The organism is Bounagaea algeriensis, from assembly GCF_054491375.1.
In genome coordinates, this window is sequence record NZ_CM137102.1 from 1383407 (window position 1) to 1409498 (window position 26092).

The following is a 26092-nucleotide window of genomic DNA, read 5'->3' on the forward strand; positions in this document are numbered from 1 at the left end:
GCCGGGGCCCGCGCGTAGAGCGCCCCGCGATGTTTGAATGCGGGCATGCAGGCGATTGCGTTGACCGAATTCGGTGAACCGGACGTGCTGGCGATCCGGGACGTGCCGGAACCGCTGTTGGGCCCGGACGCGGTGCTCGTGGAAGTGCGCGGGGCCGGGGTGAACCCGGTGGATTGGAAGATCCGCCGGGGCTACCTCAGCGGCATGATTCCGCACCACACGCCGCTCACCCCTGGATGGGACGTCTCGGGTGTGGTCCGCGCGGTCGGACCGGCGGTGACGGAGTTCCGCGCGGGCGACGAGGTGCTCGGCTACGTCCGCGAGGACCACGTGCAGAACGGTGCCTACGCCGAGCTCATGAGCGCCCCGCTGCGGGGGATCGCGCACAAACCCGCAGGTTTGGACTTCACACGTGCCGGGGCGCTCCCGCTGGCCGGGTTGACCGCGCTGCAGCTGCTGCACGCCTGCGACGTGGGACGAGGAGACACCGTGCTCGTGCACGCCGCCTCCGGCGGCGTCGGGCACTTCGCGGTGCAGCTGGCCAAGGAGCTCGGTGCGGCCCGCGTCATCGGCACCGCATCGGAACGCAACCACGACTTCCTGGCCGAGCTCGGCGCCGAACCGATCACCTACGGCGAGTGGTTGCCGGAACGCGTTGCCGAACTCGTCGGCGGTGACGGCAAAGTGGACGCCGTGATCGATGTGGTCGGCGGGCAGTCGTTGGCGGATGCGCCGCGGATGCTCCACGAGCCGCACCGGTTCGCGTCCGTGGCCGACGAACCGGAGAACGTGCTGCAGCTGGGCGGCCAGTACGTGTTCGTGCGGCCGAACGCGGAACAGCTGGCCTGGCTGGCCGAGCTCGCCGCGAACGGCCGGCTGCGCATCGAGGTGCAGCAGACCTACTCGCTGGCGCAGGCCGCTGATGCGCACCGCCTGCTCGAGGAGGGCCACGTACGCGGCAAGCTCGTGCTGGACGTGTTCTGACGACGGAAAACCCCGGTGCCCGCTCGGAACCACCGGAGCTTCGCCGTCCTCCCGGTCGCATCACACGTCGTAGTACATGGCGAACTCGTACGGATGCGGGCGCAGCCGGATCGGGTCGATCTCGTTCTCGCGCTTGAACGTGATCCAGTTCTCGATCAGGTCCTCGGTGAACACTCCGCCCTCGAGCAGGAACTCGTGGTCCTCTTCCAGGCTGTTCACCGCGCTCTCCAGGCTGCTCGGCACCTGCGGAACGTTCTTGGCCTCTTCGGGTGGCAGTTCGTAGAGATCCTTGTCGATCGGCTCGCTCGGCTCGATCTTGTTCCGGATTCCGTCGAGGCCGGCCATCAACATGGCGGCGAACCCCAGGTACGGGTTGCCGGACGGGTCCGGGCAGCGGAACTCGACGCGCTTGGCCTTCGGGTTCGTGCCGCTGATCGGGATGCGCATGCAGGCGGAGCGGTTGCGCTGCGAGTACACGAGGTTCACCGGTGCTTCGAAGCCCGGGACGAGCCGGTGGTACGAGTTCACGGACGGGTTGGTGAACGCCAGCACGGCCGGCGCGTGGTGCAGGATGCCGCCGATGTAGTGCCGGGCGGTGTCCGACAGGCCGCCGTAGCCGGCCTCGTCGTGGAACAGCGGCGTCCCGTCCTTCCACAGCGACATGTGGCTGTGCATGCCGGAGCCGTTGTCACCGAGCAGCGGCTTCGGCATGAAGGTGACGCTCTTGCCGTTCTGCCAGGCGGTGTTCTTCACGATGTACTTGAACAGTTGCACGTCGTCAGCGGCGTGCAGCATCGTGTTGAACTTGTAGTTGATCTCCGCCTGGCCACCGGTGCCGACCTCGTGGTGGGCGCGTTCGATGCTGAAACCCGCGTCCATGAGACGCCGACTCATCTCGTCGCGCAGGTCGGCGTAGTGGTCGTACGGCGGGACGGGGAAGTAGCCGCCCTTGTAGCGGTTCTTGTAACCGAGGTTCGCGCCGTTCTCGTAGCGGCCGGTGTTCCACCAGCCTTCGACGGAGTCGACCTCGGCGTAGCTCTTGTTCGCGTCCTCGTCGAAGCGGACCGAGTCGAAGATGTAGAACTCGGCCTCGGCGCCGAAGAAGGCGGTGTCGGCGATGCCCGACTCACCCAGGTACTGCTCGGCCTTGCGGGCGATGTTGCGTGGATCCCGGCTGTAGGGCTCTCGGGTGAACGGGTCGTGGACGAAGAAGTTCAGGATGAGCGTCTTCTCCACGCGGAACGGGTCGATGCGCGCCGTGACGGGATCGGGCAGCAACAGCATGTCCGATTCGTGGATCGACTGGAAGCCGCGGACCGATGAGCCGTCGAACGCCAGCCCCTCGGTGAAGGTGGCCTGGTCGAAAGTATCTGCGGGGATGGTGAAGTGCTGCATCACGCCCGGCATGTCGCAGAAGCGGACGTCGATGAAACGCACGTTCTCCTCTGCGATGTAGCGCAGGACCTCGTCTGGATTCTTGAACACCTTCGGCGGCTCCTTCGGAATCGTTCAGCTCACCGACGCCAGTGCCGACAACGTTGCCGCTGACCTCCGCGCGCATGCAGCGGGGCGGCAGTACTGCCCGGGAGCACGGGCACGACCACCGGTCGGTGGCGTGGCCTGGTCTCGTCGGCTCGGGTTCGAGCCTAGTGCGTCGCTGTTGCCCCTTCGTCACTCGTGTGTTTCACGCGCGTTAACACAGCTCTGCGGGCTGGAGCAGCAGGTGGCGGAGTGCACGCGGAGGGTGCAGGTGGCGCAGCGACGGCCGCTGCTGCGCGCCACCGGTACCGGAGGCTCACGTTCCCAGCATACGCGGAACGAGGCGGGCAGGGTGCAACGACGGTGGGCACGTATGCTGGTGACGTGCGCGAGATCCTCGGTTCATGGTTGGACGGGCCCCGCGCGGCGTTGACGCACGCGCGCGAGCGGGGGGCGGATGAACGGCCCGAATGGCGCGGGCAGCGCCTCGGTCTTCCGCAGAGCGGGACGGGAGCCGCAGCAGGCACGGGGCGACGCGCGCTCGCATTCCTGCTGGACATAGTGTTCGCGGCGCTGATCGCCGGGCTCTTCACCGCTCCCGACCTGCCGCGGGACTGGAGCCTGCTCGCCTGGGCGGTGATCACCGTCGTTCCGGTGAGCTTCGCCGGGGCCACCCCGGGGATGATGCTGTTGCGCATCTGGGTCGCCCGCGTGGACGGTTCGCGCACGGTCGGGCCCCTGCGAGCTGTTCTGCGCTGCGTGCTCACCGCGGTCATCGTTCCCGCGGTGATCTGGAACTACGACAACCGCTCCTGGCACGACCGCCTCTCCGGCACCGTGGTGCTGCAGCGGTAAGCGCAGAGGTCACCCGGAGGGGAAGCGCGCCCCGGGTGGTGCCGCCTCAGGTGGTGTGAGCTGGCCGGCCGCTTGCAGGTGCCCTCAGACGCGCACGCCCGACGGCGCGCACGCCCGACGGCGCGCACGCCCGACGGCCGGCCTGCGCTCATTTCGCCCGGCGGGCGGCGCGCTGCACGCTCTTCATCCGCGAACCCTGCGGCATCGGGCCCTTCGGACCACCGTTGGCGCGGCTGGCCAGCGCCGAAAGACGGTTCTCCAGCTGGTCGACCTGGCCGCTGTTGATATTGCGCGGCAATTTCATCAACCGCTGCTGCAGTTTGCGCAGCGGTACCTGGTCTTCCTCGTCACCCACGACGACCTCGTAGATCGGGGTGTCGCCGACCACGCGGGCGATGCGTTTCTTCTCCTGGTTCATCAGCGTTTTGACCCGATGCGATGCGCCCTCGCCGACGAGCACCACGCCGGGTCGGCCGAGCACCCGATGCACCGCGTCCAGTTGGGCCGTCCCTGCGACCGCCTGCGTAACCACCCACCGGCCGCGGAGGTTGTCCAACGCCCAAGCCGCGGCACCGCGCTGGCCCTCGGCCTTGCGGTACACGGTGGCCTGCACGCGGCGTCCGAAGACGACGACCGCGCCGAGAATTCCCAGCGCAATCCCCATGGGCAGGAAGATCCAGTGCAGTCCCCAGATCATGCCCAGCAGGAAGACCACGGCGGTGACACCGACGAGTATCGCCAGCATCAACGGGACGAGGAGCTTGTCCTCCCGGCGCTGCATGTTGAACGCCTGGAGGATCTGGCTGAACCGGCCCGACCCGCGCTTCTTCTTGGCCGCGCCCTTCGCGGCCTTCTCCTGCTTGGCCATATTCCTCAGGATACGGACGCGCTCCGGAAACGAGCAGGCGGGACTTCCGGTGGATTCGACGGGATCGACTGTCCACGCGCAGTGGGCACGTGTGGTGCGAACACGCCGGCGCGCACGGACGTGCCCGCAGCTTGCCGCCGCGATGAGCTACGCCCGTGGCGCAACGACGCTCACTGCACCAGCTGCGATGCTTCCTGCGCGGCCGAGCCGGCCTGAGCCAGGTGCTGCAGGTTCTCCGGCAGCGGCATGCCGCGGTGCACCGTGGCCTTTGCGTACAGCCTCCCGGCGCGGTAACTGGACCGCACCAGCGGCCCAGCCATGACACCGGGGAAGCCGATCTCCTCGGCGGTCTTGGTGTGCTCGACGAACTCCTCCGGCTTGACCCACCGGTCCACCGGATGGTGGCGCTGGCTCGGCCGCAGGTACTGGGTGATCGTGATGATGTCGCACCCGGCGTCGTGGAGATCGCGCAACGTCGGGCCGACCTCGTCCGGCGTTTCACCCATCCCCAGGATGAGGTTCGACTTGGTCACCAAGCCGGCCTCCCGAGCCTGCGTGATCACGTGCAGCGACCGGTCGTAGCGGAACGCGGGGCGCATGCGCTTGAACACGCGCGGAACCGTCTCCACGTTGTGCGCGAGCACCTCCGGGCGTGAGCCGAAGACCTCGGCGAGCTGATCCGGCTCTGCGTTGAAGTCCGGGATGAGCAGCTCCACCCCGGTGCCCGGGTTCAACTCGTGGATGCGGCGTACGGTCTCCGCGTACAACCAGGCGCCGCCGTCCGGCAGATCGTCCCGCGCCACACCCGTCACCGTGGAGTAGCGCAGACCCATGGCCTGCACCGACTCGGCCACACGGCGAGGCTCTTCAACATCGAGCTCGGCTGGTTTTCCGGTGTCGATCTGGCAGAAGTCGCAGCGGCGCGTGCACTGATCCCCGCCGATGAGGAACGTGGCTTCCCGGTCCTCCCAACACTCGAAGATGTTCGGGCAGCCCGCTTCCTCGCAGACGGTGTTCAGCCCTTCGCGCTGGACGAGGCTCTTGAGCTCCTTGTACTCCGGGCCCATCCGCGCGCGTGTTTTGATCCACGACGGCTTCTTCTCGATAGGCGTTTGGCTGTTGCGGACCTCGAGTCGCAGCAGTTTTCGCCCTTCTGGCGCCACACTCACAGCTCACAGGCTACGCGTTCGCCCCGCCCCGAGTGAAACCGTGAGCGTCATCACCGGAACACGGGCTCGTGCTGCACCAGCTCCGCAGTCAACTCCCACAGCCGCTGCGCGGTCTGCGGCTCCCGCGCCCGGGGGCTCATCCGGGCGCGGGTCGGGTAGCCGCGGATCCCCGCGAAACCGCTCGGACCGAAGAAATCACCACCCCGCACGTTCGGTGCGGTCGCAGCGAGCAGCTGAGGCAGCACGCCCAGCTCCACCGGCTGGGTGAGCGCACGCGTACCCGCATCGATCACGCGGTCGAACTGCCTGGGCAGTCTGCGCATGCGCGCCGTGTTCGCCACGAGTTCCGTCGCGCTCATGCCCGGATGCGCGGCGGCGCTGGTGAGCCTGCGCCCGCTGGCCTCGGCCCTGCGGGACAGCTCCAGCGTGAACAGCAGGTTCGCCAGCTTCGACTGCCCGTAGGAGCGCACCGGTGAGTAGGAGCGCCGCTCGAAGTTCGGATCGCTCAGGTCGAGCCCGCCGCGGTGGTGCGCCAGGCTCGAGACGGTCACCACCCGGGCGTCGTGGCGCAACACGGGCAGCAGCAGCCACGTCAACAGCGCATGCCCGAGGTGGTTCGTCCCCAGCTGCAGTTCGAACCCGTCCCGGGTGCTCCGTCGGGGTGTGGCCATCACTCCGGCGTTGTTGATCAGCACGTCCACGCCGTCCCCGGTGCGTTCCCGCACCTCGGCCGCGGCACTGCGCACGCTGGCGAGGTCGGCGAGGTCGAGTTCGACGAGCTCGGGCTCCACGGCCGACGTGCACGCGACCTGGTCCCGAGCGCTTTTCCCGCGTTCGCGGTCGCGGCACGCCATGAGCACCCGCGCTCCGGCGCTGGCGAGGACGCGAGCGCTGTGCAGGCCGAGCCCGGAGTTCGCTCCGGTGATGAGCACGGTGCGCCCGTGTTGAGCAGGCATGTCGAGTTCCGTCCAGTGCGCCATCTTCCGGACCCTACCGAGAGTAGGGGTCGCGCTGGTAGGGCCAGCGCCCCCGACGTGGTCCAGACCGTGGCGGCGTGGCCCGCCCGAGCGGATCGCGAGTGCACCGCCCGCGGACGTAGTCTCGTGAGCCGTGCATGGCAACGTCGAACTCAGAATTTTCACCGAGCCGCAGCAAGGCGCGACCTACGACGACCTCCTGCGTGTCGCGAAAACCGCCGAAGAAGCCGGGTACAACGCGTTCTTCCGCTCCGACCACTACCTGAAGATGGGCGACGTCAGCGGCCTGCCCGGTCCCACCGACGCCTGGCTGACACTTGCCGGGATCGCCCGCGAAACCGCACGTATCCGCCTGGGAACGCTCATGAGTGCCGCGACGTTCCGCTTGCCCGGGCCCTTGGCGATCTCCGTGGCCCAGGTCGACCAGATGTCCGGGGGTCGCGTCGAGTTCGGCATCGGCAGCGGGTGGTACGAGCGGGAGCACGCCGCTTACGGCATTCCCTTCCCGAGCCTCCAGGAGCGGTTCGACCGCTACGCCGAACAGCTCGAGATCATCACCGGTCTCTGGGACGCGGAACAGGGCCGGCCGTACTCGTACACCGGCGACTACTACCAAGTGTCCGACTCGCCGGCACTGCCGAAACCGGTGCAGTACCCCCGTCCACCGGTGATCATCGGCGGTACCGGCAAGCAGCGCACCCCGCTGCTGGCCGCGCGCTACGCCGACGAGTTCAACCTGCCGTTCGTGGACATGGACACGGCCACCACGCAGTACGAGCGGGTGGCCGCAGCGTGCTCCGAAATTGGACGCGACCAGAACGAGATCACCCGCTCCGCGGCGCTCGTGCTGTGCGTCGGTGAGGACGAGGAGGAGATCGAACGGCGCGGCGACGCGATCGGACGCGACGTCGACGAGCTGCGGCAGAACGGACTGTGCGGCACCCCCGACGAAGTCGTCGACCGCATCGGCACCTGGCGCGAACGCACCGGCCTGTCACGCTTGTACCTGCAGGTGCTCGACCTGACCGATCTCGAACACCTCGATCTGGTGGCCGAACGGGTGGCGCCCCAGCTGTGAACGCCCAGCTGTGATCCGAGGAGGAAACCGGCGAGTATGGCAACGACCGCGACGTTGCAGGAAAAGCTCGCCACCGCCCTTCCGGGGCTGGTGAGCACGGATCTGACCACGCGCTCGGCGTACACCTCGGATGCCTCCATCTACCGGCAGGTTCCCCTCGCCGTCGTGTACCCGCGCGACGACGAGGACGCCCGGGAGGCGCTGCGCCTGGCGGTCGAGAGCGGGACCCCCGTCACCGCGCGCGGTGGGGGTACCTCCATCGCGGGCAATGCGCTCGGCCCCGGCATCGTCGTCGACTTCTCCCGAAACAGCGACCGGATCCTCGGCATCGACCCGGACGCCCGCACCGCCCGCGTGCAACCGGGAGTCGTGCTCGACGACCTGCAGGCCGCCGCCGGGCAGTACGGACTGGCTTTCGGGCCCGACCCGTCGACCCACTCGCGATGCACCCTCGGCGGCATGATCGGCAACAACGCCTGCGGCGCACGCTCGGTGTTCACCGGCACCACCGCCGACAACACGACCTCGCTGACCCTGCTGCGCCCCGACGGTTCGCAACTCGACGTGCGCGGCGGCAGCACCGGCGACGAGCGCACCGACCGGGGCCTGCGCGCCCTCCGGGACAACAACCGCGCACTGCTGCGCACCGAACTCAGCCGGTTCAGCCGCCAAGTCTCCGGCTACGGGCTGAGCTACCTGCTCGAGGAGAACGGCAGCGACACGGCCAAGGCCCTCGTCGGCAGCGAAGGCACCTGCGGTCTGCTCACCGAAGCCACCGTGCAGCTCGTGCACCGTCCGGCAGCACGTGCCCTGCTCGTGCTCGGCTTCGCAGACGTCTACGCCGCGGCGGCCGCCGCCCCGACCCTGGCCGCCGCGGGAGCCCGCACCGTCGAAGGCATGGCAGCGGACCTGCTCGCCGCGCTGCGCACCCGTCCGGGCCGCGCCGAGGTCGGCGCGGAACTCCCGGAGGGCGGTGCGTGGCTGTACTGCGAAACCGGAGGTGCCTCCCACGACGAGGCCTACCAGCGCGCCCGGGACCTGCAGCGGCGAGCAAGCCGGCAGTCGGAGTCGGTGACCGGCATCGTGGTCACCGACCCGACGGCGATGCGCGCGCTGTGGCACATCCGCGAAGCGGGCGCAGGCACCGTGACCCGGCTGCCGGACGGGGGCGCGGCCTGGCCCGGCTGGGAGGACTCGGCCGTGCCGCCGGAGCACCTGGCCGACTACCTGTACGACCTGTACCGGCTCCTCGACGAGCACGGACTGCGCGGGGTGCCGTACGGGCACTTCGGTGAAGGGTGCCTGCACCTGCGCATCGACTTCGAACTGGGCACGTCCGAGGGGTTGGCGCGGTACCGCTCGTTCCTCAACGAGGCCGCCGGGGTGCTCGTCGGCTACGGCGGGTCGGTCTCCGGTGAACACGGGGACGGCCGCGCGCGCTCCGAGCTGCTCGCCACCATGTACTCCCCGGACATGCTCACGTGCTTCGCCGGGTTCAAGCACCAGTTCGATCCCGACGGCCTGCTCAACCCGGGGGTAATCGTCGACCCGGCCCCGCTGGACGCGGACGTGCGTCCCGGCCCCGGTGACCGCACCTTCGACCTCACCCCGGTGCACGCGCTGTCGAGTGACAACGGCTCGTTTCCCGACGCGGTGCACCGTTGCGTCGGAGTGGGTGCGTGCCGCTCGATGAGCGGGGGCAGCATGTGTCCGTCGTACAAGGTCACTCGCGACGAGGTGCACTCCACCCGCGGGCGGGCGCGTGTGCTCGCCGAAATGCTCCGCGGCGAAACCATCCAGGACGGATGGCGTTCGGAGGAGGTCCGCGAAGCCCTGGACCTGTGCCTGTCGTGCAAGGCCTGTGCCAACGACTGCCCGGTGAACGTGGACATGGCCACGTACAAGGCCGAGTTCCTGCACCACCACTACGCCGGGCGCCTGCGCCCGCGGGCGCACTACGCCATGGGATGGTTGCCGTTGTGGTCGCGGCTGGTCACGGCGGTTCCCGGAACGGCGCGGTTGGTCAACGCGCTGCTGTCCCGCCCACAGGTCGCGAACGGAGTGAAAAAGCTCGGCGGTATCGAGCCGCGCCGCGACATGATCCGCTTCGCCTCCCGGCCGTTCACCCGGTGGCTGCGGCGCCGCGGCTCCCGTGGTCGGCGCACCGTTGTGCTGTGGCCGGACACGTTCACCAACTTCCACGAACCGCACGTAGGTCAAGCCGCCGTGGAAGTGCTCGAAGCCCTCGGCTACCGGGTCGTGCTTCCACGGCGGAACGTCTGCTGCGGATTGACCTGGCATTCCACCGGGCAGCTCGACGTCGCCCGCCGCGTGCTGAAACGCTCCCTGGACGCACTCGCACCGCACCTGGCCGCCGGCCTGCCGGTGGTGGGGTTGGAGCCCTCCTGCACGATCACGCTCCGCGCCGAAGCCGAGGAACTGCTCCCGCACGACCCCAGGGCGCGGAAGTTGGCCGAGCACACGGTGACGCTCGCCGAACTCGTTGCCGGGCACGATGGCCCGTGGCCGTTCGAGCGGATCGACGCGCACGCGGTCTGCCAGGTGCACTGCCACCAGGAAGCCAAGGGGTCGCACGCACCGGACAGGGAGGTGCTCAGCGCACTGGGCATCAGCCCGGACCTCGTCTCCGCCGGCTGCTGCGGGCTGGCAGGCAACTTCGGTTTCGAACAGGGGCACTGGGAGGTGTCCCAAGGCTGCGCGGAGCTCGAGCTGTACCCCAAGGTACGAGCGATCGGTGCGGAGGACCTCGTGCTCGCCGACGGGTTCTCCTGCCGAACGCAGATCGCGCAGGGAACGCAGCGGCGCGGGACGCATCTCGCCGAGCTGCTGCAGAGCGCCCTTCTACGGCATTGAGCACCGCCCCGCTGTCCGCCTCACCACGTGGGCGTCTGCCGTCGCTTGACGAGGCGGACCGGCAGCGGCTGTTTGGCCTCGCGTCCGCACTGCGCGCCCGATGGGGCTGACTCGGCGCGAGAAGCACACCGGGCAGATGCTCACAGCTCGAGCGGGGAACGGCCGCACCCGTGCCGTGCACGCGTCACTGCAGGCGTGGATCGAGCTCCAGAGTGGCACCGGCCGCGCTCGGCTCGGCCCGCTGGATGTCCCGGTCAGTGACCGGTAGCGCACCGTCGAAAGCGTCCAGCAAGGCCCGCCGCACCAGCGGAGTGACCTCCTCGGTGGTCACTTCGCGGCCCACTTCCGCGGACAGGGACGTCACGCCGGCGTCTCGGATGCCGCAGGGGATGATCCGGTCGAACTCGCTCAGGTCAGCGTTGCAGTTCAACTCGATGCCGTGCATCGTCACGCCCTGCTGGACACGGATGCCGATCGCCGCGATCTTGCGTTCGGGCCGCGTGCCGTCCGCGGGCAGCCACACGCCGCTGCGGCCCTCGATCCGCCCGGAGGGGAGCTCGTACTGATCGCACACCGAGATCAACGCCTGCTCCAGGCGGCGGACGTAGTCGACCACGTCGATCGGATCGGTCAGCGCGATGATCGGATACCCCACCAGCTGCCCGGGCCCGTGCCAGGTGATCTTCCCCCCACGGTCGACGTCGATCACAGGCGTCCCGTCGTCCGGGCGATCCGCGGGCTCGGTGCGCTTGCCCGCCGTGTACACCGACGGGTGTTCCAGCAGCAACAGGGTGTCCGGTGCTTCTCCGGCTCCGCGCCCTCGAACCAGTTCCCGTTGGAGATCCCATGCCGATTGGTAGTCGATCAAGCCGAGTGCGCGCACCTCAACGGGCTCCTGCGAGGCGCGACAGGTTTTCGCCGTGTTGCTCACGTGCGCTAGCTTACGCTCGCACCGCAATGCGCCAGGCCGGCCCAGGGCGTGCTCAGGTGTTCGAATCCTGTGCTTGCGCGGCGGAGCGAGCTCCCAGGCCCGCGGCCAGCGCCGCGGAGAGCGTGGGATGCGCGAAAGTGAACCCGTGACCTTCCAACGCGGTGGGCAACGCTCGCTGCCCACCGAGCAGTTCACCGGAGAGCTCCCCCAGAGTGGCCCGCAGGGCGAAGCCGGGAATCGCCCATGGCGCGGGTCGGTGCATGTTCTCGGCGAGGATCCGCGTGAACTCGGCGTTGGTGACCGGTGCAGGTCCCGTCAGGTTGATCGGGCCGGAGACCTCCGGGCGTTCCAGCACGAACCGGATCGCCGCGACCTCGTCTTCGAGGGAGATCCACGGCATGAACTGGGTCCCCGTCCCCAAGCGGGCGCCGAGCCCGCAGGCGAACAGCGGGCGCAATCTTGCCAGCAAGCCGCCGTCTGCAGCGAGTACCAGTCCGGTGCGCAGCGCAACTACACGCGCCTGCGCTTCCCGGGCAGCATGCTCCCACCGTTGGCAGAGCTCGGGGACGAAGCCCGTTCCGGCTGGGCTCGACTCTGTGACCGGGTGGGCGCCCGCGTCTCCGTAGAAACCCACTGCCGAGGCGTTGACCAGGACGGGGATGTCGTGGCGCGACACCGCGCGGGCCAGCACCGCCGTGGGGCGCAGCCGGGAATGCAGCAGCGTGCGCTTGCGCGCAGCGCTCCAGCGGCGTTCGGCGATGCCGGCGCCGCAGAGGTTCACCACCGCATGCGTCCCGACCAGCGCCTCTGGGGGAACTTCCCCCCGATCCGGATCCCACTCCTGCTCATCAGGGGCGTGGGCGGGACGGCGGACGAGGCGAAGGACATCATGCCCGCCGGCCCGCAAGGCGGGGACCAGACGCGTCCCGATCAGTCCGGAGGAGCCGGCCACAATCACGCGCATATCTCGATCGTCCCGTACTGCGTCCGTTCGTGCGACAGCGAACGCCCCGTGGAATCGGTGATTCCACGGGGCGCAGGCTGAGCACCGGCATCGGTGCTGTGCAGAGGTCGATACCGCTCACAAGCCGAGGTCGGCTTCGAACGCTCCTTCCTCCAGGCGGTGCTTCACCGTGTTGAGGAAGCGGGCCGCGTCGGCACCGTCGACCAGGCGGTGGTCGTAGGACAACGCCAGGTACGCCATGGAGCGGATCGCGATGGTGTCTCCACCGGTCTCGTCGGAGACGACGACCGGACGTTTGACGACGGCACCGGTCCCGAGCATGCCCACCTGCGGAGGGTTGAGGATGGGCGTGTCGAACAGGGCACCGCGGCTGCCCGTGTTCGTGATCGTGAACGTCCCGCCGGACAGTTCGTCCGGTTTGATCTTGTTGTTCCGCGTGCGGTCGGCGAGGTCGGCGGTCTTGCGCGCAAGACCGCCGAGGTTGAGGTCGCCGGCATCGTGCATCACCGGGGAGACCAGGCCGCGGTCCGTGTCGACAGCCACCGCCAGGTGCTCCGCACCGTGGTAGGTGATCTGCTTGTTCTCCTCGTCGATCGAGGCGTTGAGCTTCGGGTGGAGTTTGAGCGCCTCGACCGTGGCCTTCTCGAAGAACGGCAGGAAGCTGAGCTTCACTCCTTCGGCGGCGGCGAAGCTGTCCTTGGCCCGCTCCCGCAGGGAGGCGATCCGGGTGACGTCCACCTCGATCACCGTGGTCAACTGCGCCGCGGTGTGCAGCGACTCGACCATGCGCTGCGCCAGCACCTGCCGCAGGCGGGACATGTTCTGCGTGGTACCGCGCAGCGACTGGTCCTCCGGCGACGGCTCGGCAGAGCTCGGTGCGGAGGGCGCGCTCGGCGGAGCACCTGCCGCGGAGGGAGCCTGCTGCTTCGCGTTGATCGCCGCCTGCACGTCCTGCTTGCGAATTCGGCCGCCGACGCCGCTACCGCTGATCGTGGACAGGTCGACGCCGTGCTCATTGGCGAGCTTGCGGACCAACGGTGTCACGTACGGGGTACTGCCGGAGGAGGCGGTGTCGGTCTCCTGCTGCGCCGGGGCGGCTGGCGCCGAAGGAGCTTCCGCGGGAGCCGTTGTCGAGGCAGGTTGCGGCGCAGCCGGTTGTTCGGCCTCGGGTGCGGGCTGCTGCGGGGCCTGTTGCTGCGGAGCAGGAGCGGAAGGCTCGGACGGGGCGGGTTGCTCTGGCTGGGCGGGTTGCTCTGGCTGGGCGGGTTGCTCCGGTTGTGTCGGAGCGGCCGGGGTGCTCGACGCGGCCTCCTCCGTGCCGACGACCGCGAGCTTCGAGCCGACCTCGACCGTGTCGTCCGCACTGGCCACGATCTCCAGGATCGTGCCGCCGACAGGGGAGGGAACCTCGGTGTCGACCTTGTCGGTGGAGACTTCGAGGAGCGGTTCGTCGACTTCGACGGTGTCGCCGACCTGCTTGAGCCACCGCGTGATCGTGCCCTCGGCGACGCTCTCACCGAGCGCGGGCATGGTCACATCGGTGCCTTCGGCTTCGCCGCCCTCGGCAGCGGCGGGTGCCGGGGCCGGCGCAGTCGGCTGCTCCTGCTGCTGGGGCTGCTCCTGCTGTTGAGGTTGCTCCTGCGCAGCGGGCTGCGGTTCGGCGGCCGGTTGCTCCTGCTGGACCGGAGGCTCGGCGGGCGCACCGCCGGAGTCCTCCGAGCTGTCCGCGAGGACCGCGAGTTCCGCGCCGACCTCAACGGTGTCGTCCTCCTGGGCCACGATCTGCTGGAGCACGCCGGCCGAGGGGGAGGGGACCTCGGTGTCGACCTTGTCGGTGGAGACTTCGAGGAGCGGTTCGTCGACTTCGACGGTGTCGCCGACCTGCTTGAGCCACCGCGTGATCGTGCCCTCGGCGACGCTCTCACCGAGCGCGGGCATCTGGATTGAGAAGGCCATCGTCTGTTGACTCCTCGTGATGTGGCGGGGTGCGGGCTGAATCCGGTGCCGAGGTCAGCCGTGCACGTGCAGCGGCTTGCCGGCCAGGGCGAGATGCGCTTCGCCCAGAGCTTCAGACTGGGTGGGATGCGCGTGCACCAGCGGCGCAACGTCCTCCGGGAGCGCTTCCCAGTTGTAGATGAGCTGTCCCTCACCGATCAGTTCGCCCACGCGGTCGCCGATGAGGTGCAGACCGACCACGGGCCCGCCGGCGACCCGCACCACCTTGGCCGCGCCCGCCGTCTTGAGGATCTGGCTCTTGCCGTTGCCGGCGAGGTCGTAGGTGAACGCTTCCACCGTGCCGTACTTCTCCTTGGCATCGGCTTCGGTCAAGCCCACCGAGGCGACCTCCGGACGGCAGTACGTCACCCGTGGGACCCCGGCCTCGTCGATCGCGGGCGGGTTGAGTCCCGCGATGTCCTCGGCGATGAACACGCCCTGCTGGAAACCGCGGTGCGCCAACTGCAACCCCGGGACGATGTCGCCCAGGGCGTACACCCCGGAAACGTTCGTGCGCAGTCGTTCGTCGGTGCGGACGAACCCGCGCTCCATCTGGATGCCTGCGTCTTCGAAGCCGAGTCCGGTGGTGGTCGGGCCGCGGCCGACAGCCACGAGCATGAGATCGGCCTCGTGCTGCTCACCGTTTTCGAGGCTGATGGTGACGCCGTCGGACGTCTGCTCCCCGCCGGCGAACTTCACGCCGGTCTTGAACTTGATGCCTCGTTTGCGGAACGAGCGTTCCAGGCGCTTCGAGAGGAACTCGTCTTCGTTCGGCACGAGATTCGGCAGCGCCTCGATCACGGTGACCTCGGCCCCGAAGGAACGCCAGACGCTGGCGAACTCCACGCCGATCACGCCGCCGCCCAGCACCACGACCTTGTCCGGGACGTAATCGAGGTTCAGCGCCTGCTCGCTGGCGATGATGCGACCGCCCAGCTCCAACCCCGGCAGTGTCTTGGAGTACGAGCCGGTGGCGAGAACGACGTTCTTGCCGGTGTAGCGTTCACCGCCGACTTCGACCGTGTGGCTGTCCACCAGGCGGCCTTCGCCCTCGACGTAGGTCAGGTTGTGCACCTTCGCCAACCCGTGCAGACCTTTGTAGAGCCCCCCGACAACCCCGTCCTTGTAGGAATTGACACCGGCCATGTCGATGCCTTCGAGGGAGGCCTTGACTCCGAACTGGTCGGCTTCACGGGAGGAATCCGCGATCTCCGCTGCATGCAGCAGCGCTTTGGTGGGGATGCACCCGCGGTGCAAGCAGGTCCCACCGAGCTTGTCCTTTTCGATGAGGACGACGGACAGGCCGAGCTCTGCCGCGCGGAATGCGCAGGCGTAGCCCCCCGAACCGCCGCCGAGAATGACCAGATCGGCGGACGTGTCGGTCACTTTGCTCTCCTCGACAGGCATCGTTGACTCGCTGTTGGTGTCCGGCGGACCACGGGTCAACCACCGGACCCTGAAGGTCACCGGCCCATACGACATCTTGTCACCACGGCGCAGCGGGGTGCGATGTGGGCTCGGTGAGCCCGCGACCGTCGCTTTCAACGGCCGACCATCGGGTGATCTGGTCAAACGCGGGCATAAACCCTGTTCGGGGCCCCGATCGCCGATGGCATCATCAACGTACGGGACGGGCGGATTGTTCCAGAACATCCGCCTCGGAGTGGCGAGCCGCACAGCAGTTGGCCGTGCAGGGGCAACGTACGGTTCCGTGGCGGTGGGCACGCGGATGCGCGCCCGGTAGACGGCACGGCAGTGCGAGCAGCAGGAGGCAATCGTGGGTCTGTTCGATCGCCTGCGGAGGAAACGCCGGTCACGCGGCGTGCGGTCGGCGGACTCGCAGGATGTCGACCACCTCGTCGCCTGGGCGGGGCAACGGCACGGCGTCGAGGGCTACCTCGAACCACGCACCGCAGTCACCGAGACGACTCTCATGCTCATCGCCCATGACGGTGAGTGGACGCGGCGACGCGTCAACGGGCCTGGCGCGGGGTTCAAACTCACCCGCAAGATCGGTGTGCCCTGCTACGAAGTGACCAAAGTCGGATACCCGCAGCGCATGCGCGACTACCAGGCGCGGCAGCGCATCCTGCGCAAACGGGGGTTGCAGTCCGAGGACTGAGCCGCTGCACCGGCGACCCCGGAACAACCGCGATCCCGGAACAGACGCCAGGGTCGCGGCGGGTGCTCCGGACCGGCCCAGCGGCCCAACCGCTGACGGATCAGCCCCGGTCGGCGATGTCGGCGAGCACGGCGGCCAACGTGCGCACCGGTACGCCCGTTCCCCCCTTCGGGGTGTAGCCCCACACCGAGTTCGTGTTGTACGCGGGGCCCGCCACATCGATGTGCGCCCACGAGACCCCCTCGGTGACGAACTCCTTGAGGAAGTGCCCGGCCACGAGCATGCCGCCCCAGCGCTGCCCGGTCACGTTCGTCATGTCCGCCAACTTCGAGTCCAGCTCTCCGCGCAGCTCCTCGGGCAGTGGCATCGCCCAACCGTTCTCACCGACGGCGCGCGACTTCTGCGCCACCCGGTCCCGGAACTCGTCGCTACCCATGACGCCCGGAGTGCGGTTGCCCAGCGAGACCACCTGTGCGCCGGTGAGCGTGGAGGTTTCCACGAGGTAGTCGGGGCCGTCCTCGCAGGCACGGCTGATCGCATCAGCGAGGATTAGCCGCCCCTCGGCGTCGGTGTTGAGCACCTCGACCGTCGTGCCGTTGTACATGCGCAGCACATCACCCGGGCGGTAGGCGCTACCGGACGGCATGTTCTCCGCCATCGGGACCGTAGCGGTGATCTCCAGCGGATAGTGCAGCTTGGACGCAAGGACCATCGTCGCGACCACCGACGCCGCACCGGCCATGTCGGAGGTCATGTCGGGCATGCCGGGCCCCGGCTTGAGCGAGATCCCGCCGGTGTCGAACGTGACCCCCTTGCCGACGAGCGCGACCTTCGATGTGGCCTTCGGGCCCGAGTACCGCAATCGCACCATGCGCGGTGGGCGGGCGGAACCGGCGCCGACCCCGAGCACACCTCCGCAACCGTGCTTGCGGAGATCGTTTTCGTCCAGTACTTCCACCTCGAGCCCCGCGCTCTTGGCGAGGTCGCTGGTGCGTTCGGCGAACGCGGCCGGGTAGAGATCGTTCGGCGGTGTGTTGACCAGGTCCCGCGCGAGGTTGACGGCCTCGCCGATCGCTCCGGCGCCTTTGAGCGTGGAACGATCCTGCTCCTGCACGTCCGGCACGACGCACTCCACGGAGCTCACCGGAGCCTCCTCGGAGCTCGACTTGTACTCCCGGTACGAGTAGGCCCCCATCACGGTCCCCTGCACCGCTGCCGAGAGGTCCAGGGCCGACAGGGTGGTGGCCGCGCGTTCCGTGCCCGCCAGCGCGCGTGCGGCGGCACCGGCGGCACGCCGCACGGCCTCGGCGCTCACGCCGTTCTCACCGGGCGCACCGAGCCCCACCCCGAGCAGCACATCGGCCTGGCAGCGGGAGCCGGCGGGCAGCCGTGTGACTTCCTCGGCCTTGCCGGTGGCTCCCATGGTGCTGAGCACTTCGCCCAACGCTCCCTCGAAGCAGTCGGTGACGGCCTCGCTTCCAGGGGCCGGTTCCGGCCCGTCCTCGCCTTGGACGATGCCGAACACGAGCACATGGACAGCCAGCTTGTCCAGCGATGCATCGGTCAGGGTGAGGTTTGGCGTGTTCACGTGACGTCCTCCGGATCACGACATGCGCTGTTGCCGATCCGCGTGTCCGGGAACGCGGTTGTGCGCAGGCGAAGCGCTGCGGTGAGTCGCGCTCCCGGGCATCGCGGTATCGGATGTCCACCCGCACTGTAGAACGAGGACGGGCGTCGTCCTCGCCAGTCGAGGCGGCAACCGCGTGGCAGGCGCTCGGTAGGCTGAACTGAGCGGCTGCGGCGTGGGCCACGCAGCGCGGAATCAACCGACAGGGGATCAACCGACAGGTGGCTGTCAGGCCCGATGTGCTCTGCGAGGGTGGTCCAGTGTCCCCTTGTGCCGGTGCTGTTGGCACTTCCCGCGGCCGGTCTCGCGTCGCACGGCTCCTTCCGCGCACGCTTGGCGCGATGCTCGGAGCCGGGGTGCTGCTCGCTCCCGCTCCCGCGATGGCGGAAGCGGGACGGTGGTTGCCACTGAGCGTGCTGATCGCGGTGGTCACCATGGCCTGCACTGCGGTGGCCGCGACGCACCAGGGGGCGACTTACCGCTCGCCGGCCCCGGCCTACACCTGTACCCGTGACCGCCTCGGCGTGGTGCCCGGTCGCATCACTGCGAGCACGTCGCTGGTGGGGCAGATCGCGGTCATGGCTGTGCTCGGCCGGTTCATCGCCGAGCTGCTGTTCCCGGGCGCTCCCGCGTCGATGGCACCGATGGTGATCCTCGGGGTCGTCGTCGCTGCTGTGGCGGGACTGCGCATGCGCGGCGGGGTGGCGTGGGCCTGGCTCGCGGTGACTCTCGCGGCACCCGTGCTCGCGACGGTCGCCGGATTCGCGATCGCGCCGCCGGAAGTGCCTTCGGCCGCACCGGACTCCACCGGAGCCCTCGGGATCACCGGAGCCCTCGGGATCACCGGAGCCGCCGGAGTGCTCTGCTTCGCGTTCTTCGCGGGCGGAAGAGCGTCCACGCCGGATGAGAACAGGGATTCCGGTGATGTCGCGGGACGAGTCGCCGGCGTGGCGCTGCTGGCGAGTGCCGGCGTGCTCGTGGCCTTCCTCGCCGCATGCGTGTACCAGCTCGGTGCCGCTCGGTTGGCCCTGTCGGAGAATCCGCTGCGCGACGTGCTCATCGCAGCCGCCGCCGCCGATCTCGTCCCACTGATCAGCTCGTTGGCCGCAGCGGGGCTCGTGCCCGCCTTGTTCGCGGCGCTGGAAGGGATGCGCGGTACCGCGCGGGCAATGATCGAGCACCGCGAGCTGCCCGGGGTGCTGGGCCGCACCGGAAACTCGGGAACGCCCTACCTGCTCGATCTCTCCGGCGGGGTGCTCGCGGCGTGTCTCGGAATGCTCGTGGAACCGGTACCTGCGATGGTGTTCGCGGCATGCTGCCTGCTCGTGCACAGCGCGTTGGTGAACGCGAGTGCACGCTTGAGCCTGCACGACCGGAGCACGCCACGTGTGTGGGCAGCGCGCACCACCTGTGCGGGAATGGGGCTGTCGGTGGTCTTGTTCATGAGCATGCCGGTGCACACGCTGCTGGCGACGGCGGTGACCGCGTCGGCGGGGCCGGTCGTCGCCGGGATGTACACACGCCGCTGGAGTTGAGGTCCATGCTCGACAACGGTCATCCGGGCGGAGCCGCCGCCACAGCGGCGAGCGTTACCTGGGACTACGGCGACCAGATCCTGTACCGGTTCCGCCGTCTGGACGGATCGCTCGGCACGGTGCATCCGGCACGCGTGCTCGAGGACGACGGTGACCGGATGCTCTGCTGGGTCGTGGCCGGTACGCCGATCCGTATCACCACCTCGCCCGACGGGCGCACACCGCGGCAGCTCCCCGTGGACGAACGATTCCGCGTGTCCCGTGTTCCCGTGCGTTCGACGTGGTCCGGCACGTCGACGCTGCGGCTCGTCTACAGCCATCGGTGGGCATCGGTGTGGTGGTTCTTCAACGCGGACGGATCCTTCCGCAACTGGTACGTCAACCTCGAGGTTCCGCTCGGACGCGACGCGGCCGGGGTCGATCGCGCCGATGGCGTGCTCGACGTCGAGGTCTTCGCGGACCGCAGCTGGCGCTGGAAGGACGAGGACGAACTCGCACCCGCGTTGGCCGCCGGACGGCTCGGGCGCGCGCACCTCGACCGACTCCGCCTCGAGGCCGAGCGGATGATCGTCCTGGCCGAAGCCGGCCAGTTCCCGTTCGACGGTACGTACTGCACGGCGCATCCCGACCCCGATTGGCCGCCCGTCGAACTCCCCGCTGAGTTCCTGTCCTGAGCGCCATGCCGAGACGCGAAGATCTCGGATGCCGGTTTGCGGCGGCCTGCCCTGCACCTCTGCCTCGGGACTGCGCTTTTCAGGGGACGAACGGGCGCGATACGGTACGCACATGAGTGGAGCACTGTCTTTTACCCGGATTCAGCACGAGCAGCCGACCTCGCCGGAGCGGCGCGCGGAGGTACTCGAGAACCCGGGATTCGGGCAGTTCTTCACAGATCACATGGTGACGATCCGCTGGTCCCAGGACGAGGGCTGGCACGACGCGCGCGTCGAACCGTACGGGTCGCTGACGCTCGAGCCGGCGACGACGGTCTTGCACTACGGCCAGGCGATTTTCGAGGGGCTCAAGGCCTACCGGCAGCCCGACCGTTCCGTCGCGGCCTTCCGGCCCGAGTCCAACGCACGCCGCTTCCAGTCCTCGGCGCGGCGTTTGGCGATGCCGGAGATGCCGGAGGAACTGTTCCTCGCCTCGCTGCGCGAACTGCTCGCCGTGGACGGCGAGTGGGTTCCCGAGGAAGGTGAGAGCGCGCTCTACCTGCGGCCGTTCATGATCTCCACGGAGGTCAGCCTCGGTGTCAACCGTCCGTCGAACAGCTACCTCTACGTGCTCCTGGCATCCCCGGCCGGTTCCTACTTCGCCGGCGGCGTCAAGCCGGTCACCGTCTGGCTCAGCCACGAATACGTGCGGGCCGCGCCGGGTGGGACGGGAGCCGCCAAGTTCGCCGGGAACTACGCGGCGTCGTTCGCGGCGCAGCAGGCCGCCGTCGAGCAGGGTTGCGATCAGGTCGTCTGGCTCGACGCCGCGGAGCGGCGGGTGGTCGAGGAAATGGGCGGGATGAACCTGTTCTTCGTGTTCGGTTCGGGGTCCGAGGCGCGTCTCGTGACCCCGGAACTGAGCGGAAGTCTGCTGCCCGGCATCACCCGCGAGTCCCTGCTGCAGTTGGGCCGGGACCTGGGAATGTCGGTGGAGGAGCGCCGCATCACCACGGACGAGTGGGAGAAGCAGGCCAACAGCGGAGAACTGACCGAGGTGTTCGCCTGCGGTACCGCTGCCGTGATCACCCCGGTCGGCCACGTCAAGCACCGCGACGGCGCGTTCACGATCGGTGATGGCAACCCGGGCGAGATCTCCATGAAGCTGCGTGAGTACCTGACCGGGATCCAGCAAGGGGCGGTCGCGGACCCTCACGGGTGGATGACCCGTCTGCTCTGATTCCCGTCCACCAGTGGCAGGTGGGCAGGACCGAATCCGGAGAGGGGAGCGGTGCGGTCCTGCCCACCCGTCAGAGGCGCCGCAGTGCGGTCCGCCTGGTGCGGCGCCTCCGTCGATGGGCCGTTCTTCCACTGTGGACTTGTCAAAGAGCCGCGGTTGTTCGGAGGTACGGCCTGTGCCGAGCAGTGCCGGGACTGCGATGCCAGCGCACGGATGATGATCGGCTGCTGCGAGGAGCCTTCCTCATCGCAGTGGGTCGAGTGGGCGGAGCCGCGCCGTCGGCGGAGCGGATGCGGTGCGTTGTGTGTCCACGGAGGAGCCCGCGCCTGCGAGTCGCCGCGGTGCCGCTCGCATCTTCGCCGCAGGGGTGGCGTGCGCGGTGTACGGCTGGGACTGGGTGTACGGCTGGGACTGCTTGGCGAGGGGGATCTCCGTCGAACTCATGTGCACACCATGCCGCTGGTGTGCCGGCAGGTGCCACCGAAAACGCGTTCCGCCATCGCATCGAGTGAAACTGGAGTTCGAGTGTATCGCCGCGTGTGCGGCCGCCGACCTGCGAAGGTCCTCAGAAGGCGAGCGAGCCGACGGCCAGCGCGACCGTGACACCCAGCTCGCTGGTGGCGCCGAGGATGTCGCCGGTGACTCCGCCGAAGCGGGCGTGCACGTGGCGCACCAGCGCCCACAGAGCCGCGCCCGCGAGGACCACGGCGAGCGCACCGGACCAGGCCGCGCCCAGCGCACCGAGCACCGTCAGGACGCCCCACCAAGCGGCGACGGCCCACCTCGGCTGCGTGTTCGCGACCAGCGCCCCCATGCCCTCCTGGCGGGCAGCCGGCACTCCGCGCCGGCAGCACAGCACGAACCCCGCGCGGCCGACCGCGCAGGCGACGACGATGAACAACCACTGCCCGGCCCCGGCCAGCGCGGCCAGCGACACCGCCTGGATCCCCACGGCCAGCACCAGCGCCACCACCGCGAACGGGCCGGTGCTGCCGTCCCGCATCACGTTCAGCGCGCGTTCCGGTGATCCGTAGCAGCCGAGCCCGTCCACAGCGTCCGCGAGCCCGTCGAGGTGCATGCCCCGCGTCAGCAGCGCCAGCAGGGCCACACCGAGCAACCCCCCGAGCAGACCCGGCGCTGCCAGCAGGCCGAGCACGAACAGCACGAGCGCGGCGATCCCGCCCAGCAGCCCGCCCACCAGGGGGGCGAAGAGGATGGCCTGACGCGCGGTGCGCTCGTCCACGCGGCCGGTTCCGACCGGTAGGACGCTCAGCCAGGACACCGACAACCGGAGGCCGTCACCTGCGGGGATCACAGCTGCTGGTCCTGCGCGCTCGGTCCCGTCGCCTCCGTCGTGCCGGGGCCACCGACCCCCGCTTCGGCGAACGTCGCCATCTCGCGCAGCACCCGGACGGCGGCGGTGAGCATCGGCAGTGCTGTGACGGCCCCGGAACCCTCGCCGAGCCGCATCCGCGCATCCACCAGCGGCTCGAGATCGAGGTGCTCGAGCACCACGTCCGAACCCGGTTCGGCCGACCGGTGCCCGGCCAGCCACCACCGGTGCGCGCCCGGTGCGAACTCCTCGGCGACGAGCGCGGCCGCTCCGATGACCAGGCCGTCGAGCACCACCGGCGTGCGGCGCACCGCCGCCTGCGCGAGGAAACCGGCGAGTCCGGCGATGTCCGCACCGGCGGACGTGCGCAGCAAGGAGAGGGGATCGGTGAGCACCGGCCGGCAGCGGCGCAACGCGTCCCGGATCGTCACCGTTTTGCGCATCCACGCCTGGTCGTCGATGCCGGTGCCGCGGCCCACGACCGCCACCGGTTCGCGGCCGGTCAGCGCGGCGATCAGCACCGCGGAGGGAGTCGTGTTGCCGATGCCCATGTCCCCGCCGACGAGGAGATCGGCACCGGAATCGACCTCCTCGTCGGCGACCGCGCGTCCCGCCCGCACGGCCGCTTCGGCTTCCTCGGGGCCCAGAGCGTCCTCGCGGTCGATCGCCCCCGAACCGCGGCGGACCTTGTGCGCGCTGATCGCAGCGGGCGTGTCGGCGTCCACAGCCATGTCCACCACGCGCACGCCCGCCCCCGCGTTCGCGGCGAGCACGTTGACCGCAGCACCGCCGGCGAGGATGTTGTGCACCATCTGCGCGGTGACGTCCCGGGGGTAGGCCGACACGCCGCTGGTGGAGACACCGTGATCGCCGGCGAACACGACCACGCGCGGCCGGGAGAACGGACGCGGCGGGCACACGCCCTGCCGCGCGCTGACCCACACGCCGAGCTCCTCCAACCGGCCGAGAGCGCCCGCCGGCTTCGTCAATTGCTCCTGGCGCGACACGGCCTGGCGGCGTGCCTGCTCATCGGGCTCGGGGACGGCGGGGAACGACACGGGCGGCGCGATGCCGCCGGCTGGTTCGTGGGGCAACTGGGGTTCGGGGGACAACCGACACAACCTCCCGGGTCGGGTGCGAGCAGGGTCAGCGCAGCCGCAGCGGAACTCCGGCCACCAGCAGCTCTACTCGCGTGCACAGTTCGGCCAGCTGCGCGTTCAACGCGCCGAGCTCGTCGCGGAACAACCTGCCCGCGCGTGTTCCGGGGACGACTCCGAGACCGACCTCGGCGGAGACGAACACCAGGTCCGCGGGACTCGCCCGCACCGCTTCGAACGCCGCCGCGCGGTGCCGCTGCACCTGGTGCAGGGCCGCTGCTTCCCGGTCCCAGGCGCCGGCGTCGTCCAGCACCCCGGTCAACCACGTCGCCATGTCGTCGACGAGCACGGTCCGGTGGGCAGCAGCAGTGCGCAGGGCGTCGACGAGGGCATCGGAGTCGGGCGCTTCCACGGTGCGCCAGTGCTCGGGACGGCGAGCGCGGTGCTGCTCGATACGTGCGGTCCACTCCTCGTCGCCGGGGTCCCGGCGCGCGGTCGCGACGTAGTCCACCCGGTCGGCGGCGGAGGCCAGGCCTTCGGCGTGCGCGGACTTGCCCGAGCGGGCACCGCCCAGGACCAGGGTGCGTTCCGCCACCGCAGACCTCCCGTCTCGACCGCTTGGCAACGCTACCCGGAGCGGGCAGCAGGTCGGCAGCACCCGGTGCCGCGATGTGATCCGGTTCGCCACACCGGGCCGGGCAGCTCCGCCGCCGCACGGGTGCGCGCCCTCATCGGAGCTGGTGGGCGTCCTTCGGCGCGAGCCGCGGCCGCGGTACGCGCAGCTTCCGGAGCTGCATCGCCCGGGTGAACGCGTACCAGCCGAGGGAGAACGGGCGGTCCTTCGAATCGGGGTACTTCGCACGCACGCGCTTGTTCACGTGCCGCGCGAGCAGCGTGCCCTCGAACACCATCGTCAGCAGCAGGATCAGGCACAGCAGGGTGGCGTACTGCTGGATCAGCACGTTCTGGGTGAGCGTGATGGCGAACACCACGAGCACCAGGGGCATGAACAGGCCCATGATGTGCCGCCGCGTGTCCACGATGTCGCGCACGTACGCCCGAACCGGGCCTTTGTCCCGCGGCATGAGGTAGCGGTCGTCGCCCTGCATCATGCGTTCCCGACGTTCGGCCGCTGCCTTCTTGCGCTCCTGCTTCGTTCCGCGGGACCGCTTGATCGCTTCCCGCTGGTTCTTCGGCGGCGGGGCGACGGGACCGCGTCGCACCTCGGATTCGCGGCGCTTCGGCGTCGGACGGCCCTTCTTCGGGGTGTACCCGCTGCGGCCCTCCTCGGCGGACTGGGCAGCCTCGGCGTCGGAGTGCTCGTCCCCGGCGGTGGCGGGCGCGGTCTGCGCAGTGTTGTTACGGCGGAGGAACCTCACACCAACAGGGTATTCGACCGGTACGTCCGCACGTCAGCAGACCGGGTAGCAGCAAGTTCCCTGGTCATTAGCCCGCTGCGGGCAATTCGGCAGGGCTCGCCGCAGCTGCGGTCTGGATGTCTGTGTCACCATGGACCGCAGGAATATCCGGATCAGCGGTATGGTTGCAGCAGCTGCCGGATTCGGATTGAACGAGACCGCTAGGGAGAGTCCATGACCGCCCAGGACACCACGACGGAGGCGCCGGCGCACGGGGTTACGCTGACCGACCCGGCCGCCCAGAAGGCCAAGGCGTTGTTGGAGCAAGAGGGTCGCGATGACATGCACCTGCGCATCGCGGTCCAGCCCGGTGGTTGTGCCGGTCTGCGGTACCAGCTGTTCTTCGACGAGCGCTCGCTGGACGGGGACGCCCGCGTCGACTTCGCCGGCCTCGGCGTCGTCGTCGACCGGATGAGCACCCCCTACCTGCAGGGTGCGGTGATCGACTTCGTGGACAGCATCGAGAAGCAGGGCTTCACGATCGACAACCCCAACGCGGGCGGTTCCTGCGCCTGCGGCGACTCGTTCCACTGACGAGGCCGGATCCCGTGCGAGGGCCGGAGCGCATTGCGCCGGCCCTCGACGCGTGCCAGGGGCCGCTCGTCACGAGTCCGCGGCCACCCGCAACGTCTCGCCGTGCACGGTGACCTCGTCGCCGACCCGCAGCGGACGGCCGCGCCGGGTCTCCGTCTCGCCGTTGACCGCGACGAGTCCCTCGCCGATCACCGCCTTCGCCTCACCGCCGTGCTCGACCAGCGCGGCGAGCTTGAGCAGCTGACCCAGCCGGATTTCGTCGCTGTGAATGGGAACGTCCCGCATGGCCCCCATTCTCCCGATGCGCAGGCGGGGCGCGGACGCGGGTGCGGGCCCGTGCGCCGGCTCACCGCGGTCCCACC

General features: G+C 69.5%; 23 protein-coding genes. 9 read left to right on the plus strand and 14 right to left on the minus strand.

What is annotated here, in order from left to right:
- Positions 1–45 precede the first annotated feature (45 nt).
- Positions 46–984 (plus strand): NADP-dependent oxidoreductase, encoded by a 939-nt coding sequence (locus tag ACVGV2_RS06325; protein ID WP_459165105.1) that lies wholly within the window; start codon positions 46–48, stop codon positions 982–984.
- A 60-nt stretch (positions 985–1044) separates the two neighbouring features.
- On the opposite strand, the gene glnA is transcribed toward ACVGV2_RS06325, so the two are convergent.
- A complete protein-coding gene (gene glnA / locus ACVGV2_RS06330; RefSeq protein ID WP_459165106.1) occupies positions 1045–2469 on the minus strand; it encodes a type I glutamate--ammonia ligase in 1425 nt (474 codons plus the stop codon).
- A 378-nt stretch (positions 2470–2847) separates the two neighbouring features.
- Between glnA and ACVGV2_RS06335 the strand changes: the two genes are divergently transcribed.
- Positions 2848–3318 carry an RDD family protein gene (locus ACVGV2_RS06335; protein ID WP_459165107.1) on the plus strand — a complete coding sequence of 157 codons (471 nt, stop codon included), beginning with the start codon at positions 2848–2850 and terminating at the stop codon, positions 3316–3318.
- A gap of 148 nt (positions 3319–3466) precedes the next feature.
- Here the strand turns inward: ACVGV2_RS06335 and ACVGV2_RS06340 are convergent, their stop codons facing one another.
- From ACVGV2_RS06340 to ACVGV2_RS06350, 3 genes are all read right to left on the minus strand, one after another.
- Complete coding sequence (locus tag ACVGV2_RS06340) at positions 3467–4186, minus strand: DUF4191 domain-containing protein (protein ID WP_459165108.1); 720 nt, start codon at positions 4184–4186, stop codon at positions 3467–3469.
- Between the two features lie 170 nt (positions 4187–4356).
- Positions 4357–5355, minus strand: a complete 999-nt coding sequence (lipA, locus tag ACVGV2_RS06345) for a lipoyl synthase (RefSeq protein WP_459165109.1) — start codon at positions 5353–5355, stop codon at positions 4357–4359.
- A 50-nt stretch (positions 5356–5405) separates the two neighbouring features.
- Complete coding sequence (locus tag ACVGV2_RS06350) at positions 5406–6335, minus strand: oxidoreductase (protein WP_459165110.1); 930 nt, start codon at positions 6333–6335, stop codon at positions 5406–5408.
- Positions 6336–6465: 130 nt separating this feature from the next.
- On the opposite strand from ACVGV2_RS06350, the gene ACVGV2_RS06355 reads away from it, so the two are divergent.
- Both ACVGV2_RS06355 and ACVGV2_RS06360 read left to right on the plus strand, forming a co-directional pair.
- Entirely contained in the window at positions 6466–7410 is a 945-nt protein-coding gene (locus ACVGV2_RS06355) for an LLM class F420-dependent oxidoreductase (RefSeq protein WP_459165111.1), read from the plus strand.
- Positions 7411–7446: 36 nt separating this feature from the next.
- Complete coding sequence (locus ACVGV2_RS06360; RefSeq protein WP_459165112.1) at positions 7447–10284, plus strand: FAD-binding and (Fe-S)-binding domain-containing protein; 2838 nt, start codon at positions 7447–7449, stop codon at positions 10282–10284.
- A 184-nt stretch (positions 10285–10468) separates the two neighbouring features.
- Here ACVGV2_RS06360 and lipB read toward each other — a convergent pair whose 3' ends face one another.
- The 4 genes from lipB to lpdA form a co-directional block, all read right to left on the minus strand.
- Positions 10469–11215 carry a lipoyl(octanoyl) transferase LipB gene (gene lipB / locus ACVGV2_RS06365; protein ID WP_459165113.1) on the minus strand — a complete coding sequence of 249 codons (747 nt, stop codon included), beginning with the start codon at positions 11213–11215 and terminating at the stop codon, positions 10469–10471.
- Between the two features lie 52 nt (positions 11216–11267).
- Positions 11268–12179 carry a TIGR01777 family oxidoreductase gene (locus ACVGV2_RS06370; protein WP_459165114.1) on the minus strand — a complete coding sequence of 304 codons (912 nt, stop codon included), beginning with the start codon at positions 12177–12179 and terminating at the stop codon, positions 11268–11270.
- A 117-nt stretch (positions 12180–12296) separates the two neighbouring features.
- On the minus strand, positions 12297–14135 hold the full coding sequence (gene sucB / locus ACVGV2_RS06375) for a 2-oxoglutarate dehydrogenase, E2 component, dihydrolipoamide succinyltransferase (RefSeq protein ID WP_459165115.1): 1839 nt from the start codon (positions 14133–14135) through the stop codon (positions 12297–12299).
- Positions 14136–14189: 54 nt separating this feature from the next.
- Positions 14190–15560: a dihydrolipoyl dehydrogenase gene (gene lpdA / locus ACVGV2_RS06380; protein ID WP_459165896.1), complete on the minus strand. Its 1371-nt coding sequence runs from the start codon at positions 15558–15560 to the stop codon at positions 14190–14192.
- A gap of 391 nt (positions 15561–15951) precedes the next feature.
- Here lpdA and ACVGV2_RS06385 point away from each other — a divergent pair, with 391 nt between their 5' ends.
- Entirely contained in the window at positions 15952–16296 is a 345-nt protein-coding gene (locus ACVGV2_RS06385) for an oxidoreductase (protein WP_459165116.1), read from the plus strand.
- Between the two features lie 100 nt (positions 16297–16396).
- Here the strand turns inward: ACVGV2_RS06385 and ACVGV2_RS06390 are convergent, their stop codons facing one another.
- Positions 16397–17884: a leucyl aminopeptidase gene (locus ACVGV2_RS06390; RefSeq protein WP_459165117.1), complete on the minus strand. Its 1488-nt coding sequence runs from the start codon at positions 17882–17884 to the stop codon at positions 16397–16399.
- A gap of 380 nt (positions 17885–18264) precedes the next feature.
- Here ACVGV2_RS06390 and ACVGV2_RS06395 point away from each other — a divergent pair, with 380 nt between their 5' ends.
- The 3 genes from ACVGV2_RS06395 to ACVGV2_RS06405 all read left to right on the plus strand — a co-directional run bounded on the left by ACVGV2_RS06395 (position 18265) and on the right by ACVGV2_RS06405 (position 21348).
- On the plus strand, positions 18265–19458 hold the full coding sequence (locus ACVGV2_RS06395) for an APC family permease (protein WP_459165118.1): 1194 nt from the start codon (positions 18265–18267) through the stop codon (positions 19456–19458).
- 5 nt (positions 19459–19463) lie between these two features.
- Complete coding sequence (locus tag ACVGV2_RS06400; RefSeq protein ID WP_459165119.1) at positions 19464–20132, plus strand: DUF402 domain-containing protein; 669 nt, start codon at positions 19464–19466, stop codon at positions 20130–20132.
- Between the two features lie 112 nt (positions 20133–20244).
- Positions 20245–21348: a branched-chain amino acid aminotransferase gene (locus tag ACVGV2_RS06405; protein WP_459165120.1), complete on the plus strand. Its 1104-nt coding sequence runs from the start codon at positions 20245–20247 to the stop codon at positions 21346–21348.
- 565 nt (positions 21349–21913) lie between these two features.
- Here ACVGV2_RS06405 and ACVGV2_RS06410 read toward each other — a convergent pair.
- The 4 genes from ACVGV2_RS06410 to ACVGV2_RS06425 all read right to left on the minus strand — a co-directional run bounded on the left by ACVGV2_RS06410 (position 21914) and on the right by ACVGV2_RS06425 (position 25157).
- Positions 21914–22660, minus strand: a complete 747-nt coding sequence (locus ACVGV2_RS06410; RefSeq protein WP_459165897.1) for an adenosylcobinamide-GDP ribazoletransferase — start codon at positions 22658–22660, stop codon at positions 21914–21916.
- Complete coding sequence (gene cobT / locus ACVGV2_RS06415; protein WP_459165121.1) at positions 22660–23793, minus strand: nicotinate-nucleotide--dimethylbenzimidazole phosphoribosyltransferase; 1134 nt, start codon at positions 23791–23793, stop codon at positions 22660–22662. Before cobT ends, ACVGV2_RS06410 begins: the two co-directional genes overlap by 1 nt.
- A gap of 34 nt (positions 23794–23827) precedes the next feature.
- Positions 23828–24373 carry a bifunctional adenosylcobinamide kinase/adenosylcobinamide-phosphate guanylyltransferase gene (gene cobU, locus ACVGV2_RS06420; protein WP_459165122.1) on the minus strand — a complete coding sequence of 182 codons (546 nt, stop codon included), beginning with the start codon at positions 24371–24373 and terminating at the stop codon, positions 23828–23830.
- A 133-nt stretch (positions 24374–24506) separates the two neighbouring features.
- Positions 24507–25157 carry a DUF3043 domain-containing protein gene (locus ACVGV2_RS06425; protein WP_459165123.1) on the minus strand — a complete coding sequence of 217 codons (651 nt, stop codon included), beginning with the start codon at positions 25155–25157 and terminating at the stop codon, positions 24507–24509.
- 213 nt (positions 25158–25370) lie between these two features.
- Here ACVGV2_RS06425 and ACVGV2_RS06430 point away from each other — a divergent pair, with 213 nt between their 5' ends.
- Positions 25371–25730, plus strand: coding sequence for a HesB/IscA family protein (locus ACVGV2_RS06430; protein WP_459165124.1), 360 nt, complete (start codon positions 25371–25373; stop codon positions 25728–25730).
- A 69-nt stretch (positions 25731–25799) separates the two neighbouring features.
- Here the strand turns inward: ACVGV2_RS06430 and ACVGV2_RS06435 are convergent, their stop codons facing one another.
- Positions 25800–26015 carry an RNA-binding S4 domain-containing protein gene (locus tag ACVGV2_RS06435; RefSeq protein WP_459165125.1) on the minus strand — a complete coding sequence of 72 codons (216 nt, stop codon included), beginning with the start codon at positions 26013–26015 and terminating at the stop codon, positions 25800–25802.
- Between the last annotated feature and the right edge of the window lie 77 nt (positions 26016–26092).

Excerpts from the sequence above, each read along its gene's own strand:
- ACVGV2_RS06370 (WP_459165114.1), bottom strand. The coding sequence starts at position 12,179 with ATGCGCGTGATTGTGGCCGGCTCCTCCGGACTGATCGGGACGCGTCTG.
- sucB (WP_459165115.1), bottom strand. The coding sequence starts at position 14,135 with ATGGCCTTCTCAATCCAGATGCCCGCGCTCGGTGAGAGCGTCGCCGAG.
- ACVGV2_RS06325 (WP_459165105.1), top strand. The coding sequence starts at position 46 with ATGCAGGCGATTGCGTTGACCGAATTCGGTGAACCGGACGTGCTGGCG.
- ACVGV2_RS06350 (WP_459165110.1), bottom strand. The coding sequence starts at position 6,335 with ATGGCGCACTGGACGGAACTCGACATGCCTGCTCAACACGGGCGCACC.
- ACVGV2_RS06405 (WP_459165120.1), top strand. The coding sequence starts at position 20,245 with ATGAGTGGAGCACTGTCTTTTACCCGGATTCAGCACGAGCAGCCGACC.
- ACVGV2_RS06430 (WP_459165124.1), top strand. The coding sequence starts at position 25,371 with ATGACCGCCCAGGACACCACGACGGAGGCGCCGGCGCACGGGGTTACG.
- ACVGV2_RS06340 (WP_459165108.1), bottom strand. The coding sequence starts at position 4,186 with ATGGCCAAGCAGGAGAAGGCCGCGAAGGGCGCGGCCAAGAAGAAGCGC.
- ACVGV2_RS06400 (WP_459165119.1), top strand. The coding sequence starts at position 19,464 with ATGCTCGACAACGGTCATCCGGGCGGAGCCGCCGCCACAGCGGCGAGC.
- ACVGV2_RS06360 (WP_459165112.1), top strand. The coding sequence starts at position 7,447 with ATGGCAACGACCGCGACGTTGCAGGAAAAGCTCGCCACCGCCCTTCCG.
- ACVGV2_RS06395 (WP_459165118.1), top strand. The coding sequence starts at position 18,265 with ATGCTCGGAGCCGGGGTGCTGCTCGCTCCCGCTCCCGCGATGGCGGAA.
- ACVGV2_RS06435 (WP_459165125.1), bottom strand. The coding sequence starts at position 26,015 with ATGCGGGACGTTCCCATTCACAGCGACGAAATCCGGCTGGGTCAGCTG.